This window comes from Streptomyces sp. CBMA123 (assembly GCF_014596465.1).
GTDB lineage: Bacteria > Actinomycetota > Actinomycetes > Streptomycetales > Streptomycetaceae > Kitasatospora.
Genome location: NZ_MECK01000114.1, coordinates 1 through 15,897 on the forward strand (window position 1 = coordinate 1; position 15,897 = coordinate 15,897).

At 72.7% G+C, this 15,897-nt stretch carries 11 protein-coding genes, 3 pseudogenes and 1 riboswitch; of the genes and pseudogenes, 11 read left to right on the forward strand and 3 right to left on the reverse strand.

Translation table 11 applies throughout. From position 1 onward, the window contains the following. From BG452_RS15515 to BG452_RS15530, 4 genes and pseudogenes are all read left to right on the forward strand, one after another. A pseudogene (locus BG452_RS15515) lies at positions 1–356 on the forward strand (SAM-dependent methyltransferase); the annotation flags it as partial. Positions 357–505: 149 nt separating this feature from the next. Beyond that, positions 506–1,150 carry a hypothetical protein gene (locus tag BG452_RS15520; RefSeq protein ID WP_188304875.1) on the forward strand — a complete coding sequence of 215 codons (645 nt, stop codon included), beginning with the start codon at positions 506–508 and terminating at the stop codon, positions 1,148–1,150. Next, positions 1,147–2,805 (forward strand): serine/threonine-protein kinase, encoded by a 1,659-nt coding sequence (locus tag BG452_RS15525; RefSeq protein WP_317621058.1) that lies wholly within the window; start codon positions 1,147–1,149, stop codon positions 2,803–2,805. Before BG452_RS15520 ends, BG452_RS15525 begins: the two co-directional genes overlap by 4 nt. Positions 2,806–2,988: 183 nt before the next feature. Beyond that, complete coding sequence (locus tag BG452_RS15530) at positions 2,989–4,026, forward strand: MazG family protein (protein ID WP_317621059.1); 1,038 nt, start codon at positions 2,989–2,991, stop codon at positions 4,024–4,026. Positions 4,027–4,047: 21 nt separating this feature from the next. On the opposite strand, the gene BG452_RS15535 is transcribed toward BG452_RS15530, so the two are convergent. After that, on the reverse strand, positions 4,048–4,485 hold the full coding sequence (locus tag BG452_RS15535; protein ID WP_188304876.1) for an SDR family NAD(P)-dependent oxidoreductase: 438 nt from the start codon (positions 4,483–4,485) through the stop codon (positions 4,048–4,050). Between the two features lie 367 nt (positions 4,486–4,852). Here BG452_RS15535 and BG452_RS15540 point away from each other — a divergent pair, with 367 nt between their 5' ends. From BG452_RS15540 to BG452_RS15570, 7 genes and pseudogenes are all read left to right on the forward strand, one after another. Further along, positions 4,853–6,181, forward strand: coding sequence for a cytochrome P450 family protein (locus BG452_RS15540; protein WP_188304877.1), 1,329 nt, complete (start codon positions 4,853–4,855; stop codon positions 6,179–6,181). Between the two features lie 210 nt (positions 6,182–6,391). Further along, positions 6,392–6,561: riboswitch (cyclic di-AMP (ydaO/yuaA leader) on the forward strand. A gap of 1 nt (position 6,562) precedes the next feature. Beyond that, positions 6,563–7,345 carry a transglycosylase family protein gene (locus BG452_RS47670; protein WP_188304878.1) on the forward strand — a complete coding sequence of 261 codons (783 nt, stop codon included), beginning with the start codon at positions 6,563–6,565 and terminating at the stop codon, positions 7,343–7,345. Positions 7,346–7,609: 264 nt separating this feature from the next. Beyond that, positions 7,610–8,896, forward strand: coding sequence for a phosphopyruvate hydratase (gene eno / locus BG452_RS15550; RefSeq protein ID WP_188304879.1), 1,287 nt, complete (start codon positions 7,610–7,612; stop codon positions 8,894–8,896). 148 nt (positions 8,897–9,044) lie between these two features. Continuing rightward, a complete protein-coding gene (locus tag BG452_RS47060) occupies positions 9,045–9,527 on the forward strand; it encodes an FtsB family cell division protein (protein ID WP_262986005.1) in 483 nt (160 codons plus the stop codon). Continuing rightward, a pseudogene (locus BG452_RS15560) lies at positions 9,499–10,038 on the forward strand (DUF501 domain-containing protein); the annotation flags it as partial. The gene BG452_RS47060 and the pseudogene BG452_RS15560, both read left to right, overlap by 29 nt. Positions 10,039–10,184: 146 nt before the next feature. Further along, positions 10,185–11,120, forward strand: a complete 936-nt coding sequence (locus BG452_RS15565) for a Ppx/GppA phosphatase family protein (protein WP_223242265.1) — start codon at positions 10,185–10,187, stop codon at positions 11,118–11,120. A 428-nt stretch (positions 11,121–11,548) separates the two neighbouring features. After that, a complete protein-coding gene (locus tag BG452_RS15570) occupies positions 11,549–12,916 on the forward strand; it encodes an NAD(P)/FAD-dependent oxidoreductase (protein ID WP_188304883.1) in 1,368 nt (455 codons plus the stop codon). Between the two features lie 248 nt (positions 12,917–13,164). Here BG452_RS15570 and BG452_RS15575 read toward each other — a convergent pair whose 3' ends face one another. Both BG452_RS15575 and BG452_RS15580 read right to left on the reverse strand, forming a co-directional pair. Beyond that, a complete protein-coding gene (locus BG452_RS15575) occupies positions 13,165–15,723 on the reverse strand; it encodes an ABC transporter permease (RefSeq protein WP_188304884.1) in 2,559 nt (852 codons plus the stop codon). A gap of 47 nt (positions 15,724–15,770) precedes the next feature. After that, positions 15,771–15,897: pseudogene (locus BG452_RS15580) on the reverse strand (ABC transporter ATP-binding protein); the annotation flags it as partial.

Below are 15,897 nucleotides of genomic sequence, written 5' to 3' on the forward strand. Positions count from 1 at the left end.
CCGCCCGCGTCGTCCCGGCCGAGGGCCCGCTGGTCGGCGCCGCCCTCGGCCGCCAGCTGCACCTGCTGCGGCCCGACCCCGCCGTGCTCGACCCGGAGTTCCTGGCCGGCCAGTTCCGCTCCACCGCCGGCACCCGGCGCGCCGCCAGCCACGCCACCACCACCGCCCGCCTCGACATCCGCCGCGTCGAACTGCCCCGCCTCCCGCTCCCCGCCCAACAGCGCCTCGGCGCCGCCTTCGCCCGCCTGGCCGCCTTCGACACCGCCCTCACCCAGGCCGCCGCCCTCGGCCGCACCCTGGCCCGGTCCGCGACGGACGCGCTGGCGACGGGCGTCCTGGCCCCACCGGAGGACTGACGTCGGCTCAAGGGTCGCCCGGCGTCGGCCCGGTGTCGGCTCGGCATCGACCGGGCCGGAGACCTCCGGGGCCGCTGAGCCGAGCGGTACGGTGTGCTGGGCCGTCCGGGGGACGGTCGGCGCCGGTCCCGTCCAGCTCAGGAGCACACATGTCAGGGCAGCAACCCGGGCCGTACGGCGGACCGACGCCCGGCGCCCCGCCGTACGGCCCGGGGCCGGTCCCCGGTGCCGTGCCGGGTTCCTTCCCGGCGGCCGGACCGGCCCCGATCCCGGGCCGGTTCGGGCCGGCCGTCCGGGTGTTGTGCGCGCTCGTCCCGCTGCTCTCCTTCGGGGTGCTCGGCGCCGTCCCGGCGCTGCTGCTGGCGGTCCGGCGCAGGCGGGCCTACGACGTCCTCGGCGCGGTGGTGTTCTGCGGGCTGCTGCTGACGCTCATCGTCTGCGCCGGGATCGCGGGCAGTCTCCACGACGCGACCGCCAACCTCATCGGCGAGATCGCCCTCGGCGTGCTGTGGTTGACGCCGACCGCGCACTACCTGGCGATGGACAGCTGCACGGTCTGGGAGGCCGGCCGTACCGCGCCCGTGCTCCTCGCCCCGCCGGCCGCCCCGCCGGCCGCCGCGTCGTACGGGCCGCCGTACGGGTACGTCGAACCGGCCTCGTACGGCGGGACGGCACCCACCGTGCCCGGGTACGGCGCTCCTGCTCCGGCGCCGGCGCCGGCCGTCGAGACGGCCCACGACCTGCGCGAACTCGGCGAACTGCTGCGCCGTCAGGCCCGCGAGGGCGGCTCGTGACCGGCACCAGGCTGATCGCCGGCCGCTACCGGCTCGCCGAGAAGATCGGCCATGGAGGCATGGGCCAGGTCTGGGCCGGTCAGGACGAACGACTGCACCGCCCGGTCGCCGTCAAACTGCTCCGCCCCGAGCACCTGCTGCCCGGCGGCTCCGGCAGCGGGTTCGGCGCGGATGCCAGGAGCACCGAACGCCGACGCCACGGCGACGAGTTGAGCCGCCGCTTCCTGCGCGAGTGCCGGGTGACCGCCGCACTCGACCACCCCGGCCTGGTCACCGTCTTCGACGCGGGCGAGGACGAGGGCGAGCTCTACCTCGTCATGCAGCGCGTCCCCGGCGTCAGCCTCGCCGACCTGATCGCGGAGGACGCACCCTTCCCGGTCGAACGCGCGGTGGCCGTCGCCGCCCAGCTCTGCGCGGCGCTGGCCGCCGTCCACGCCATCCCGGTGGTCCACCGCGACCTCAAGCCGAGCAACGTCATGGTCCGCGCGGACGGCCGCGCCGTCCTCCTCGACCTCGGCATCGCCACCGCCCTCGACACCGAGACCACCCGCCTCACCCTCACCGGCGTGCCCATCGGCAGCCCCGCCTACATGGCCCCCGAGCAGGCCCTCGCCGCCACCATCGACCCGCGTAGCGACCTCTACTCGCTGGGCTGCCTGCTGCACGAGATGCTCTCCGGCGAGGAACCCTTCCGGGCGCCCACGGCCCTCGGAGTCCTGCGCCGGCACGTGGACGAACCACCCGTCCCGCTACGGGAGTTGCGCCCCGAAGTGCCTCCGGGGCTGGAACGGCTGGTCCTGGACCTCCTCGCCAAGCAGCCCGCCGGGCGCCCCGCCGACGCCCAGGCGGTGTACGCGCGGCTGCTCCCGCTGCTGCCTCCGGCCGAGGGGGCGCCCCAGCCCGGCCTCACGCCGCTGCCCGACCCCGCACGCCCCTTCCGCTATCCGCACCAGCCGCAGCCGCAGCCGCAGACGCAGCCGCCGGCGGTGGCAGCGGCGGTGGTCCGCTCGGAGCCGAGGCCGCTCCTGATGCCTCCCGCCCCCGCGACACCTCCCGCCACCCCCGCTGTTTCCGACCTCGGCGCGGAGTGCGCCCGGCTCTCCGACCTGGTCGACGCCGGACGCCACACCGACGTGCTCGGCCTGGCCGCCCACCTACTTCCCCGGGCCGAGGCCGACCTCGGCGAGCGAGCGCCCCTGGTCCGCACCATCCGCACCATCTACGCCCGCACCCTCCTCCACCAGGGCCACCCCCGACAGGCCCTCCCCGAGTACCAGCGCCTCGCCGCCACCTCCGACGGCGGCCCGCACGGCCCCGAGGGCCTCGACCACCGCTACCGCGCCGCGCTCTGCCTCGACCGGCTCGGCCACGGCCCCGAAGCCCACGCCGAGTTCCAGGCCCTGCTCGCCGCCCACACCGCCCGCCTCGAAGCCGGCCTCGACACCGACCCCGAGCGCAGCTACGACCTCCGCGAAAGCATCGGCCTCCACCTCGCCGCCACCGGAGACCCCCAGAACGCCTGGCACTGGCTCCTCCCACTCCTCCTCGAACGCGAACGCCGCGACGGCCCCCACCACCCCGCCGTCCGCCGCCTCCGCGATTCCCTCACCACCCTCCATCCCCAGCACCCCACCCCCTGGCCCCCGGCCCGCTGACCCCCTCCGGCCGGGGCACGGGAAGTCGGCGGGTTCGACCTTCCGCGCCGGCCTCCTCGCGCGGGCGTTCACCGGGACCCGGCGGGGCCGGCCGTTCGCCGTCCGTGGGGGAGCGGGAACAGGGAGCCGGCGGGTGTCTTGGTGGCCCGGACCGGGGTGGGGCGGGGCGGGTAGGTTCGAGGTGTGACGACGAATGCTGTGCAGACGGACACTCCGGGCGCGAAGTTGATCCTGCTGACCACCACCCACCGGGTGGCCCCCGGATTGCTGGCGTGGCCGGCCTGGGAGGCCCTGCGGTCGGCGGGGCGGGTGCTGGTGGCCGATGAGGGGCATCCGCAGGTGGCGGCGGTGCGGCAGGCCGGGGTGGTGGTCGAGGTGGTGCCGGCCGGTTCGGCGCCGGCGCTGGCGCGGCTGCTGACCGGGCAGCCGGCCGGGGCGGGGGCGACGGTGTGGCTGGGCGGTCCGGACGGGGATCCGGGGTTGACGGACGCGCTGGCCCGCCTCGCGGTGGAGCACGCCGGTGAGGTGCCGGAGATCGAGGTGCTGCCGGGCTCGTACGACCTGCCGGGCGCGCGGCTGCTGGACCTCGCCTCGGTGATGGACCGGCTGCGCTCGCCGGGCGGCTGCCCGTGGGACGCCGAGCAGACCCACGAGAGCCTGGTGAAGTACCTGGTCGAGGAGGCCTACGAGCTGGTCGAGGCGATCGAGGAGGGGGACCGGGACGCGCTGCGCGAGGAGTTGGGCGACGTGCTGCTGCAGGTGTTCTTCCACGCCCGGATCGCCGAGGAGCACCCGACCGGGCCGTTCACCGTCGATGACGTGGCCGGGGACATCGTGGAGAAGCTGGTGTACCGGCACCCGCACGTGTTCGGGGACGTCGAGGCCGACGGTGCCGCCGAGGTGGAGGCGAACTGGGAGCAGCTGAAGGCGGCGGAGAAGGCGGACCGGGAGTCCGTCCTGGACGGCGTGCCGGCCGGGCTGCCGGCGCTGGCGTACGCGGCGAAGCTGGTCTCCCGGGTGCGCCGGGCGGGGTTCACCGAGGTGCCGGACGAGCCGTACCGGCTGCCGGAGGAGCTGACCGCGGAGTCGGCGGGCCGGCTGCTGCTGGCGGTGGCGCAGCGGGCGCACGACGCGGGGGTGGACGTGGACGCGGCGCTGCGCTCGGCCGCGCGCGGCTACCGGGACGCGGTGCGCGCGGCCGAGGGGCTCAAGCCGGAGTAGGCGTCCAGGCCGGGCGCGGGCTCAGGCCGCCGTGGCGGCGTGCCCGACGCTGTGCCCGGCAGGGAGCCGCTGCGGCGGGACGAGTTCGCCGATGGCCTCGCCGACCAGGGCGACCAGTTCGGCGAGGCGCTCCAGGTCGAGGTGGTCGGGCAGGTCGGCGAGGGAGACGACCCGCTCGCCCTTCGGGCCGGCGACGCAGAAGAGGTCGATCGGCCCGAGGTGCTTCTCGGCGGTGTCGACCAGGGCGGCGACGTCGCTGGGCCGGCGGATGTCCCCGGAGACGCCGACCACGGGGCAGCCGGGCCGGTCGAGTTCGGCGGCGAGGTCCTCGGCGATCGCGACGTGCTGGTCCGCGATCAGCATCCCGGCGGCGCCGGCCGCGGTGAACCGGCGGGCGAGGTCGGCTCCCGAACCGCCGTCGAGTACCGCGATGACGACGACTGCTCCGCTGACCCGCATGGCCTGCTCCTCCCTGTGGGCGACACCGCACCGGCGCCCACGCGTACTGCGGAGGATCGTAGGCACGTCCTGACCCTCCGCAACAGGGATTACCCCTCAGGTGACCAGGCTCACGCCTGCCACCGGGCCAAGAGCTGTCCAAGGGCTGTCCACGGACCGTTCACGGGCCGTCCCCGGAGTGTTGGCACACCCCTCGCGCACCGCTCGCCCAGGGCTCGCGAGCGGCTTGTGAGCGGCTCACGAGCGGCGTGCGAGCGGCTCGCAAGCGGACCACGAGCGGCCCACGGCCGGTTCGCGAACCGGTGACGTCCCGGCGGCGCCCCCGAGGCCGTCCGGCCGCGTCCGGTCCAGCGGTTACGGTCGACGCATGCCAGCTCAGCCCGAGGGCGCCCAGCCCGCCGCCCAGTCCGACCCGCAGTCCGACCCGCAGCTCTTCACCTGGGAGTTCGCCGCCGACCCGTACCCCGCCTACGCCTGGCTGCGCGAGCACGCCCCGGTGCACCGCACCACGCTGCCGAGCGGTGTGGAGGCCTGGCTGGTGACCAGGTACGCGGACGCCCGGCAGGCGCTCGCGGACGGCCGGCTGTCGAAGAACCCGGCGCACCACAGCGAGCAGGCGCACCGCACCGGCCGGGTGGGCATCCCGGGGGAGCGGCAGGCGGACCTGATGACCCACCTGCTGAACATCGACCCGCCGGACCACACCCGGCTGCGCCGCCTGGTGGCGAAGGCGTTCACCCCGCGCCGGGTGGCGGAGTTCGAGCCGCGGGTGCAGCAGCTGACCGACCGGCTGATCGACGGCTTCGCGCAGCGCGGATCGGCGGACCTCATCCACGAGTTCGCCTTCCCGCTCCCCATCTACGCGATCTGCGACATGCTGGGCGTGCCGGCCGAGGACCAGGACGACTTCCGGGACTGGGCGGGCATGATGCTGCGGCACACCAAGCCGGGCCAGGCCGGCGGCCAACGCGGCGGTGTGGGGCGGGCGGTGAAGCGGATGCGGGCGTACCTGCTGGAGCTGATCCACCGCAAGCGGGCGGACCTCGGCGACGACCTGATCTCCGGTCTGATCCGGGCGAGCGACCACGGCGAGCACCTGACCGAGAACGAGGCCGCGGCGATGGCCTTCATCCTGCTGTTCGCCGGGTTCGAGACGACGGTCAACCTGATCGGCAACGGGACGTACGCGCTGCTGCGCAACCCGGGGCAGCGGGCGTTGCTGCAGGAGTCGGTGGCCCGGGGCGAGACCGGGCTGCTGGAGACCGGGATCGAGGAACTCCTGCGCTACGACGGGCCGGTGGAGATGGCGACCTGGCGGTTCGCGACCCGGCCGCTGACCATCGGCGGGGTGGACATCCCGGTCGGTGACCCGGTGCTGGTGGTGCTGGCGGCGGCGGACCGCGACCCGGCCCGGTTCGCGGACGAGAACACCCTCGACCTGGCCCGGAGCGACAACCCCCACCTGGGGTTCGGGCACGGCATCCACTACTGCATCGGCGCCCCGCTGGCGCGGCTCGAAGGGCGGTCCGCGCTGGCCACGCTGCTTTCCCGGCTGCCCGATCTGCGGCTGGCCGAAAGTCCGGAGAATCTGCGGTGGCGTGGTGGCCTGATCATGCGTGGACTGCGCGAACTTCCGGTCGAATTCAGTCCGGAAAGCCGCTCCCCGCACGCCCGCGCTGAGGCTCCGACACGCTGACGCGGTGTCGCCGAGCCGCCCTTGGCGGCGGTATGAACGCCCATCAAACCGGACAAAGCCCCGCTGTTGGTAGGCGATCGAACACGTGCCGTAATTTTTGTGTGATGTCGACGATATGAGCTTGTGATTGGTCTGAGGATCTGTCTAGTCTCCCTGGAGTTCGCAGCTGCGGACCCCGTGCGCGGAACGCCGAGTCCTGCCCGCCGCGCGACGGGAAACCGACCAGACCCTGGGCAGGGGCGGGGGACCCAGGTTTGTTGCCGTCTCCCCACGGCTTGGGGTGAAGCCGCCCAAGCGGAATCGATTCCGCCGACGGCGGCCGGGCCACCTCCCGGTCCGAACCCGACAGCTCACCTCGCAGGCGTGCGGAGAGGGACCTTCATGCTGTTCGCTGGAACTGGCCGTCATCGTCGCCGCACCCAGGCCGAGAAGGCCATCGCCGTCGCCGGTGTGGCCGGCGTCGGACTCGCACTGCCGCTCCTCACCGCCACCGGCGCCTCCGCCGCCCCGGCCTCCGCCTGGGACTCCGTCGCCCAGTGCGAGAGCGGCGGCAACTGGAGCATCAACACCGGCAACGGCTTCTACGGCGGCCTGCAGTTCACCTCCAGCACCTGGAAGGCGTACGGCGGCACCGCGTTCGCGGCGCAGGCCAACCAGGCCAGCCGGGCGCAGCAGATCACGGTCGCCGAGAAGGTGCTCTCCTCACAGGGCCCGGGTGCCTGGCCGGTCTGCTCCGTCAAGGCCGGCCTGAGCAAGGGCGGCGCCCCGGCGGCCGTGGACTCCTCCTCGGACGCCAAGCCGCAGTCCGCGCCGAAGCAGCAGCCGCAGGCCCAGCAGCAGACCGCGAAGCAGCAGGCCGCCAAGCCCGCCGCGAAGCCCGTCCAGCAGTACGCCCCGAAGCACGCCGCGCCGAAGCAGGCCGAGAAGCCCGCCGAGCAGCCGGTCCAGCAGTACACGCCGAAGCACGCCGCCCCGCGCGCCGCCCAGGCCCCGACCGCTCCGACCGGCCACGACTACACCGTCCGCTCCGGCGACACGCTGTCGACCATCGCCGCTGCCCAGGGTGTGTCCGGCGGCTGGCAGGCGCTGTACGACGGCAACCGCGGCACGGTCGGCGGCGACCCGGACCTGATCATGCCCGGCCAGGTGCTGCAGCTCGGCTGAGCCGCCGCGCACCGATCGGAAGCCCGACCGGAGGAGGGGGCCGCGCCCGGCGGCCCCCTTCGTCCGCATTCGTCCGCGACGGTGGGACGAACCGGGTCGGGCAGGTGAACTACCGGTGGGTATCGGGGCCACACGCTGAGACGGGGCCGAGGCCGACGTGGTCTCGGGAGTCCGGGCGGTTAGGCTCTGGTCGTAACGACTCCGCAATCGTCCGGCCGACAGCACCACCGCCCGCCGGACCTGCTTCCGCAAGGAGATGCCTTCGTGCCGTCCATCGATGTCGTCGTAGCCCGCGAAATCCTCGACTCCCGCGGCAACCCCACGGTCGAGGTCGAGGTCGGCCTCGACGACGGCAGCACGGGTCGTGCCGCTGTTCCGTCGGGTGCCTCGACCGGCGCCTTCGAGGCGCTGGAGCTGCGCGACGGTGACAAGAACCGCTACTTCGGCAAGGGCGTGGAGAAGGCCGTCCTGGCCGTCATCGAGCAGATCGGCCCGGAGCTGGTCGGCTACGACGCCACCGAGCAGCGCCTGATCGACCAGGCCATGCTCGACCTGGACGCGACCCCGGACAAGTCCTCGCTCGGCGCCAACGCCATCCTGGGCGTCTCGCTGGCCGTCGCCCACGCCGCCTCCGAGGCCAGCGACCTGCCGCTGTTCCGCTACCTGGGCGGCCCGAACGCGCACGTCCTGCCGGTCCCGATGATGAACATCCTCAACGGTGGATCCCACGCGGACTCCAACGTCGACATCCAGGAGTTCATGATCGCCCCGATCGGCGCGGAGTCCTTCTCCGAGGCCGTCCGCTGGGGCGTCGAGGTCTACCACACCCTCAAGGGCGTGCTGAAGGAGCGCGGCCTGTCCACCGGCCTCGGCGACGAGGGCGGCTTCGCGCCGAACCTGGACAGCAACCGCGAGGCCCTGGACCTCATCACCGAGGCCATCCAGAAGGCCGGCTACGTGCCCGGCCGTGACATCGCGCTGGCCCTGGACGTCGCCGCCTCCGAGTTCTACAACGACGGCGCCTACCAGTTCGAGGGCAAGGCCCTGTCGGCCGCCGAGCTCATCGAGTACTACGCCGAGCTGGTCGCCGCCTACCCGCTGGTCTCCATCGAGGACCCGCTGGACGAGTCGGACTGGGACGGCTGGAAGGCCATGACCGTCAAGCTGGGCGACAAGGTCCAGCTGGTCGGCGACGACCTGTTCGTCACCAACCCGGCCCGCCTGGCCAAGGGCATCGAGACCGGCACCGCCAACGCCCTGCTGGTGAAGGTGAACCAGATCGGCTCGCTGACCGAGACCCTGGACGCCGTCGAGCTGGCCCAGCGCAACGGCTACCGCTGCATGATGTCGCACCGCTCCGGCGAGACCGAGGACGTCACCATCGCCGACCTGGCCGTCGCCACCAACTGCGGCCAGATCAAGACCGGTGCCCCGGCCCGCTCCGAGCGCGTCGCCAAGTACAACCAGCTGCTGCGCATCGAGGAGATCCTCGACGACGCCGCCGAGTACGCCGGCCGCGGCGCCTTCCCGCGGTTCAAGTACGAGGGCTGAGAACCCACGGGCTGGAAACCAGGGGGCCGAAGGTCCCCGGTAGCGCACGCCTGACCGGTGCCCCGCCGCACACCCCGTAGGGTGGACGGCGGGGCACCGTCGCGACCAGGAGGGGATACGGGAGATGGCTGGCTGGAGGATCCCGGGCTTGGCGGCCCGGCCTCGGTTCACGAGCCGGGCGACCGTCCTCGTCCTGGTGCTCTGCTCGCTGGTCGCGATCCTGGCCTACCCGACCCGGCAGTTCATCTCCCAGCGCGCCGAGATCTCCGCCCAGCGGGCGAAGGCCGACCACGCGCGCCAGCAGGTCGACCAACTGCGCCGGGACAAGGCCCGCTGGCAGGATCCGGAGTACGTCAAGGCGCAGGCCCGCGCCCGGCTGCACTACGCGGTGCCGGGGGAGACCCCGTACATCGCGGTGGACCCGTCCGGTGCGGCCGCCCGGCCCTCCGCCCCGGCCACCTCGGCCACCCCCTCCGCCGACGCGGCGGCCGGCCCGGCGAAGGCCGCCAAGCCCTGGTACACCAGCATCTGGGACTCGGTGGACGCCGCCGACACCGTCGCGCTGGCTCCCGCCGTCCCCCGTCCGCTCCCCCCGTCCTCCGTTGGAGACCCCACCCCCCATGACCACTGAGAACCACCCCGCCGTCTCCGACGCCGACGTCGCGGCGATCGCCGCCCAGCTCGGCCGGGTGCCGCGCGGCCTGCGCGGTGTGGCGCACCGCTGCCCCTGCGGCAACCCCGACGTCGTGGAGACGGCCCCCCGGCTGCCGGACGGCACGCCGTTCCCGACGCTGTACTACCTGACCTGCCCCAAGGCCGCCTCGCTGATCGGCACCCTGGAGGCCGAGGGCGTGATGAAGGACCAGACCGCCCGGCTCGCCGAGGACCCGGAGCTGGCCGCCGCCTACCAGAAGGCGCACGAGGACTACATCGCCCGACGCGACGCGATCGAGGTGCTGGAGGGCTTCCCGAGCGCCGGCGGGATGCCGGACCGGGTGAAGTGCCTGCACGTGCTGGTCGGCCACTCGCTGGCGGCCGGCGAGGGCGTCAACCCGCTCGGCGACGAGGCGATCGGCATGCTGGAGGACTGGTGGGCCAAGGGCCCGTGCGTCTCCCCGGCCGAGGTCGAGGCGGCCGGTGAGCGGGTGCTGCGCAACCGTGCCAAGGGGCAGGACCACGAGGCCGTGATCGCGGCCAAGCAGCAGAAGACCGCCGAGCGGGCCGCCAAGCGCGCCGCCGAGGCCGCGACCCCGGAAGCCGGTGCGGCGGAGCAGGAGTCCGAGTGAGCATGACCCGCGTGGCCGCGATCGACTGCGGCACCAACTCGATCCGGCTGCTGGTCGCGGACCTCGACCCGGAGACCGGCGGGATCACCGACCTCGACCGCCGGATGATCATCAACCGGCTGGGCCAGGGCGTGGACCGGACGGGCCGCCTCCACCCGGACGCGCTGGAGCGCACCTTCGCGGCCTGCCGGGAGTACCGGGAGATCATCGCGGGCTTCGGCGTCGGCCCGGAGCGCACCCGCTTCGTCGCCACCAGCGCCTCCCGGGACGCCGAGAACAGCGACGAGTACGTCAAGGGCGTGCGCGAGATCCTGGGCGTCGAGCCGGAGGTGGTGAGCGGCGAGGAGGAGGCGCACCTGTCCTTCGTGGGGGCCACCAAGGAGTTGACCGGCGGCCAGTTCCCCGCCCCCTACCTGGTCTTCGACCTCGGCGGCGGCTCCACCGAGTTCGTGCTCGGCGGGGCCGAGGTGGAGGCGGCGCGCTCGGTCGACATCGGCTGCGTGCGGCTGACCGAGCGGCACTTCGCCGGGGCCGAGCTGCCCTCCGCGGAGCAGGTCGCGCAGGCCCGGGCGCACGTGCGGGCCGAGCTGGACAAGGCCGAGGAGGTCGTCCCGCTGACCGGTGCGGCCACCCTGGTGGGCCTGGCCGGGACGGTCACCACGGTGTCCGCGATCGCCCAGGACCTGCCTGCCTACGACTCGACGCGGATCCACCACTCCCGGATCAGCCGCGAGCGGGTCGCGGAGATCGCCCGCGAGCTGCTGGCCGCCACCCACGCGGAGCGCGCGGCCATCCCGTCGATGCACCCGGGCCGGGTGGACGTGATCGCGGCCGGCGCGTTGGAGCTGCTGGAGATCATGGAGCGCACGGGCGCCGCCGAGGTGGTCGTGAGCGAGCACGACATCCTGGACGGCATCGCCTGGAGTACGGCCTCCTGACGGCCCACAGGCCTTACGCCACCGGCCCCGACGCCCTTTTCGGGGCGCCGGGGCCGGGGCGCGCCCGGGCGGGTGCGAGAACCTTCGTGAATTTCTTCACATGGCGATCCAGTCATTCGTCGCACCCCGTGGCCCGCTACGCCCGAATTGTGAGACCGAAGGTCGGTCGGTCGCGCGGGCCCTTGGATCGCAGGTCAGGCCTCGCCCGAGGTTTGAAAATCGAAATCACAAGCGGGAACCCGGGCGCTGTACGGATCGTTGCTGCTCAGCCGGGTAGTGCTCCGGCGCACGTTCACGGGGGACTGTCGGGGCCCGTGAGCCGGTGCACCGGTGTCGTTTTTGTGGCCGCGCAGTGTAGCACGGGGTGTCCATGAGCTTGTGACCGGGCTCACGAAGGCTGCTCCGGACGGTGCTGGATACTTTCGGATATGAGCACCACGGAGCGTCCTCGCATCCTCATTGTCGGCGGTGGTTACGTCGGCCTGTATGCCGCGATGCGCATCCTCAAGAAGATGCGTTACGGCGAAGCGACCGTCACGGTCGTGGACCCGCGGTCGTACATGACGTACCTGCCCTTCCTCCCCGAGGCGGCCGGCGGCAACGTCGCGCCTCGCAACCTCGTCGCGCCGCTGCGCAAGACCCTCAAGCAGGCGGAGGTGCTGACCGGGTCCGTCACCGGCATCGACCACGCCCGCAAGGTCGCGACCATCCAGCCGGCGGCCGGCGACAGCTACGAGCTGCCCTTCGAGTACCTGGTCGTCGCGACCGGCTCGGTCTCCCGCACCTTCCCGATCCCGGGTCTGGCGGAGAACGGCATCGGCATGAAGACGGTCGAGGAGGCCATCGGCCTCCGCAATCACGTCATGGCCCAGCTCGACAAGGCCGAGTCCACCTCGGACGAGGAGGTCCGCCGCAAGGCCCTGACCTTCGTCGTCATCGGCGGTGGCTTCGCCGGCATCGAGACGATCGCCGAGATCGAGGACATGGCGCGCGACGCGTCGAAGCTGTACCGGACCGTCAGCCGTGACGACATGCGCTTCGTCGTGGTCGAGGCGGCCAACCGCATCCTCCCCGAGATGGGCCCGGACCTCGGTCTGTGGACCAAGGAGAAGCTCGAGGAGCGGAACATCGAGGTCTACATCGAGACCTCGATGGACTCCTGCGTCGACGGCCACGTCATGCTGAAGAACGGCATGGAGATGGACGCCTCCACCATCGTGTGGACGGCCGGCGTCAAGCCGAACCCGGTGCTGGCCAACTTCGGCCTGCCGCTGGGCCCGCGCGGCCACGTCGACACCGCGCCGACCCTCCAGGTCCAGGGCTTCGACTACGTCTGGTCCGCCGGCGACAACGCCCAGGTGCCGGACCTCGCCGCCGGCGAGGGTGCCTGGTGCCCGCCGAACGCGCAGCACGCCTGCCGTCAGGCCGTCGTCCTCGGTGACAACGTCATCTCCGGCATGCGGGGCTTCCCGCAGAAGGAGTACAAGCACAAGAACCTGGGTGCGGTCGCCGGTCTCGGCCTGCACAAGGGCGTGGCGATCCTCTTCGGCAAGTACAAGCTGAAGGGCCGTCCGGCCTGGTGGTTCCACCGCCTGTACCACGGCGCGATGGTCCCGACCGTCAACCGCAAGGTCCGCGTCTTCACCGACTGGACCCTCGCGATGTTCCTGAAGCGCGAGATGGTCGGCCTCTCCCAGATGGAGAAGCCGCAGCTTCCGATCCAGGAGGTCACGCCGCCCACCAAGCCCGTCGAGGCCGCCAAGCCGGCCGCCGACAAGGAGCTCGCCAGCAAGTAAGCGACTGGACCCCGGTGTGGGAGCGCCGGGGTATGAGTCGGAGGCCCTCCGCCCGGCAGTGTCGCCGGACCACGACCTCCGTGGTGCTCAGCCGGCCGTGCGACCGGGCGGAGTACAGCAGTAGAAGAGCCCCTGCCGAAACCCTCTGGCAGGGGCTCTCGCTGTGTCCGGGCGCGCTCCGCTGGTCCGCCTCCGGACGCTGGTCCGCCCCCGGCCGCGGGTGCGACCGGGGGCGGACGGGCGGGGCGTCAGTCGGTCTTGATGCTCGACAGGATGTCCAGCCTGGACGCCCGGCGGGCCGGCCAGAGCGCGGCCACCAGGCCGACCAGCCCGGCCAGGGCGAGGAACAGCGCCAGCTGGCCGTACGGCAGGACGGTGGTCAGCCCGCTCAGGCTGGACTTCAGCGTCCCGTTGATCGCCCAGGCGATGAAGCAGCCGAGCAGCAGGCCGATCCCGGCGCCGAAGAGCGAGATCACCACCGACTCCAGCCGGACCATCCGCTTGATGCCCCGGCGGTCCAGGCCGATCGCCCGCAGCATCCCGATCTCGCGCTTGCGCTCGAAGACCGACATCGCCAGGGTGTTGATCACGCCCAGGATCGCGACCAGCACCGACATCGCCAGCAGGCCGTACATCATGTTCAGCGCGAAGGTGATGGTCTGGCTGAAGTCGTCCCGGACGTCCTGCTTGGACTTCACCTCGATCACCGGGTTGGCACCGGTGGCGTCCTTGAGGGACTGCTTGAGGCCGTCGGTGGCGCCGTCCTTGCCCTTGACCAGGACGTCGGAGATGTACGGCTGGGACTCGTGCTTGGCGACCTCGCTGTTGGCCAGCAGGACCGGGCCGAGCATGCCGCCCTTCTCGTACACGCCGCCGACGGTGAGCTGACCGGTGGACTTGTCCGGGTAGGTCACGGTCATCGTCGAGCCGGTGGTGACGTTGGACTTGGTGGCGACGTCCTGGTCCACCAGCAGCTGGCCCTTGCCGAGCGCCTCGGCCGAACCGCTGGTCAGCTTGACCTCGGCCAACTGCTGGAAGCTGTCCGGGTTCAGGCCGGTGATCTGCTTGCTGGTGCCGTCGAGCTTCCAGAAGGCGGTGGTCATCGGCGAGGAGGCCGCGACCCCGGGGGCCTTGGTGATCTGGTCGGGCACCTGCGGGGACAGGCCCATGTGGTTGGCGGCCGAGACGATGTAGTCGGCCTTCATCGAGCTGGTGACGGCCCGGTCGATGGTGTCGCCGACCGAGGTGCCGATCACGGTCAGGCCGCTGACCAGGGTCAGACCGATGGTGAGCGCGGCGGCGGTGGCCGCGGTGCGACGCGGGTTGCGCACCGCGTTCTGCTGGGCGAGCTTGCCGGGGGTGCCGCCGAGACCGCGCAGCAGCGGGCCGACCAGGGCGACCACCGGGCGGGACAGCAGCGGCAGCAGGACGAACACGCCGATCAGGGCCAGGAAGGCGCCCAGGCCCACCGGCATCCGGCCGGAGTCGTCACCGGTGGAGGCGCCGAAGCCGATCAGCGCGAGACCGCCGGCGGCGAACAGCGAGCCGATGGTGTTGCGGACCACCAGGCTCTTCTGACTGGTCGGCTGGTCGCCGCTGCTCATCGCGGCCACCGGGGCGATCCGGGCGGCGCGCACGGCCGGCAGCAGGGCCGACAGGACCGTCACCAGGACGCCGACCACCAGGGTCACCACGACGGTGAGCGGCTTGATCACCAGCGAACCGCTCGGCATGTTCTCGTTCAGGGAGCCCATCAGGGACTGCAGCCCGGCACCGATCCCGATGCCGGCCAGCAGACCGGCCACCGTCGAGAGGGTGCCGATCAGCAGCGCCTCGATCAGCACCGAGCGGGTGACCTGCTTGCGGCTGGCGCCGATCGCCCGCAGCAGCGCCAGCTCCCGGGTGCGCTGGGCGACCAGCATGGTGAAGGTGTTGGCGATGATGAAGATGCCGACGAACAGTGAGATGCCGGCGAAGACCAGCAGCATGGTGCGCATGCTGTCGGTGCCCTTGGTGATCATGGCCTGCTCGTCGGCCTTCAGCGTGGCGCCGGTCTCGACGTCGAACTGGTCGCCGGACGGCACCTTGGGCTGGGCCTGGGCGAGCAGCGCCTCCTCACCGGTGCCGGGCTTGGCCGTGAGCACCACGCTGCTGTAGCGGCCGGGCTCCAGCAGCAGCTGCTGGGCGGTGGCCTTGTCGAACAGGGTCAGGGTGCCGCCGGAGTTCACCACCGGGTCGTCGGTGGTGAAGACACCGGTGAGCCTGGCCTCGACCACCGGGCCGTTGGCGGCCACCCGGACGGTGTCGCCGACCTTGTAGCCCGCCTTGTCGGCGGTCTTGCGGTCGAGGGCGATCTCCTTGGCGTTCTTCGGGCCCTGGCCCTCGGCCATCGGGTAGCGGGCGTCCTTGCCGTCCTGGCCCGGGGCGAAGTTGGCGCCCTTGGCGGCCCAGAACTGGCCGACCAGGTTGCCCTTCTTGTCGGCGACCCCGGTGAAGCCGCTGACCACGCCGCGGGCGTCGGCGGTGCCGGGCAGGGCCGCCAGCTGCTGGACGGTGGCGTCGGTGAGCGCCGCGGAGCCGCTCTCGCTCTTCTGCCGGGCGGAGGCCCCGGAGCCGGCCGCGCGGTCCACCACCTGGACCGAGACGTCCGAGTAGCTCTTGGAGTTGCTGTCCTGCATGGCCTTGCCGAAGGTGTCGGAGAAGACCATGGTGCCGGCGACGAACGCCGTGCCGAGCATGACGGCCAGTGCCGTCATCAGCAGTCGGCCCTTGTGGGCCAGCACGTTGCGCAGTGCGGTGCGATACATGAGGTGTCCTGGGGAGGTTCGAGGGCGTGGAGCCGGCGGGCCGGGTGTCAGCTGGTGCGGCCCTTGGCCTCGAAGCGGCGCATGCGGTCCAGGACGGTGTCGGCGGTGGGGTGGTGGAGTTCGTCGACGATGCGGCCGTCGGCGAGGAAGACGACGCGGTCGGCGTAGGAGGCG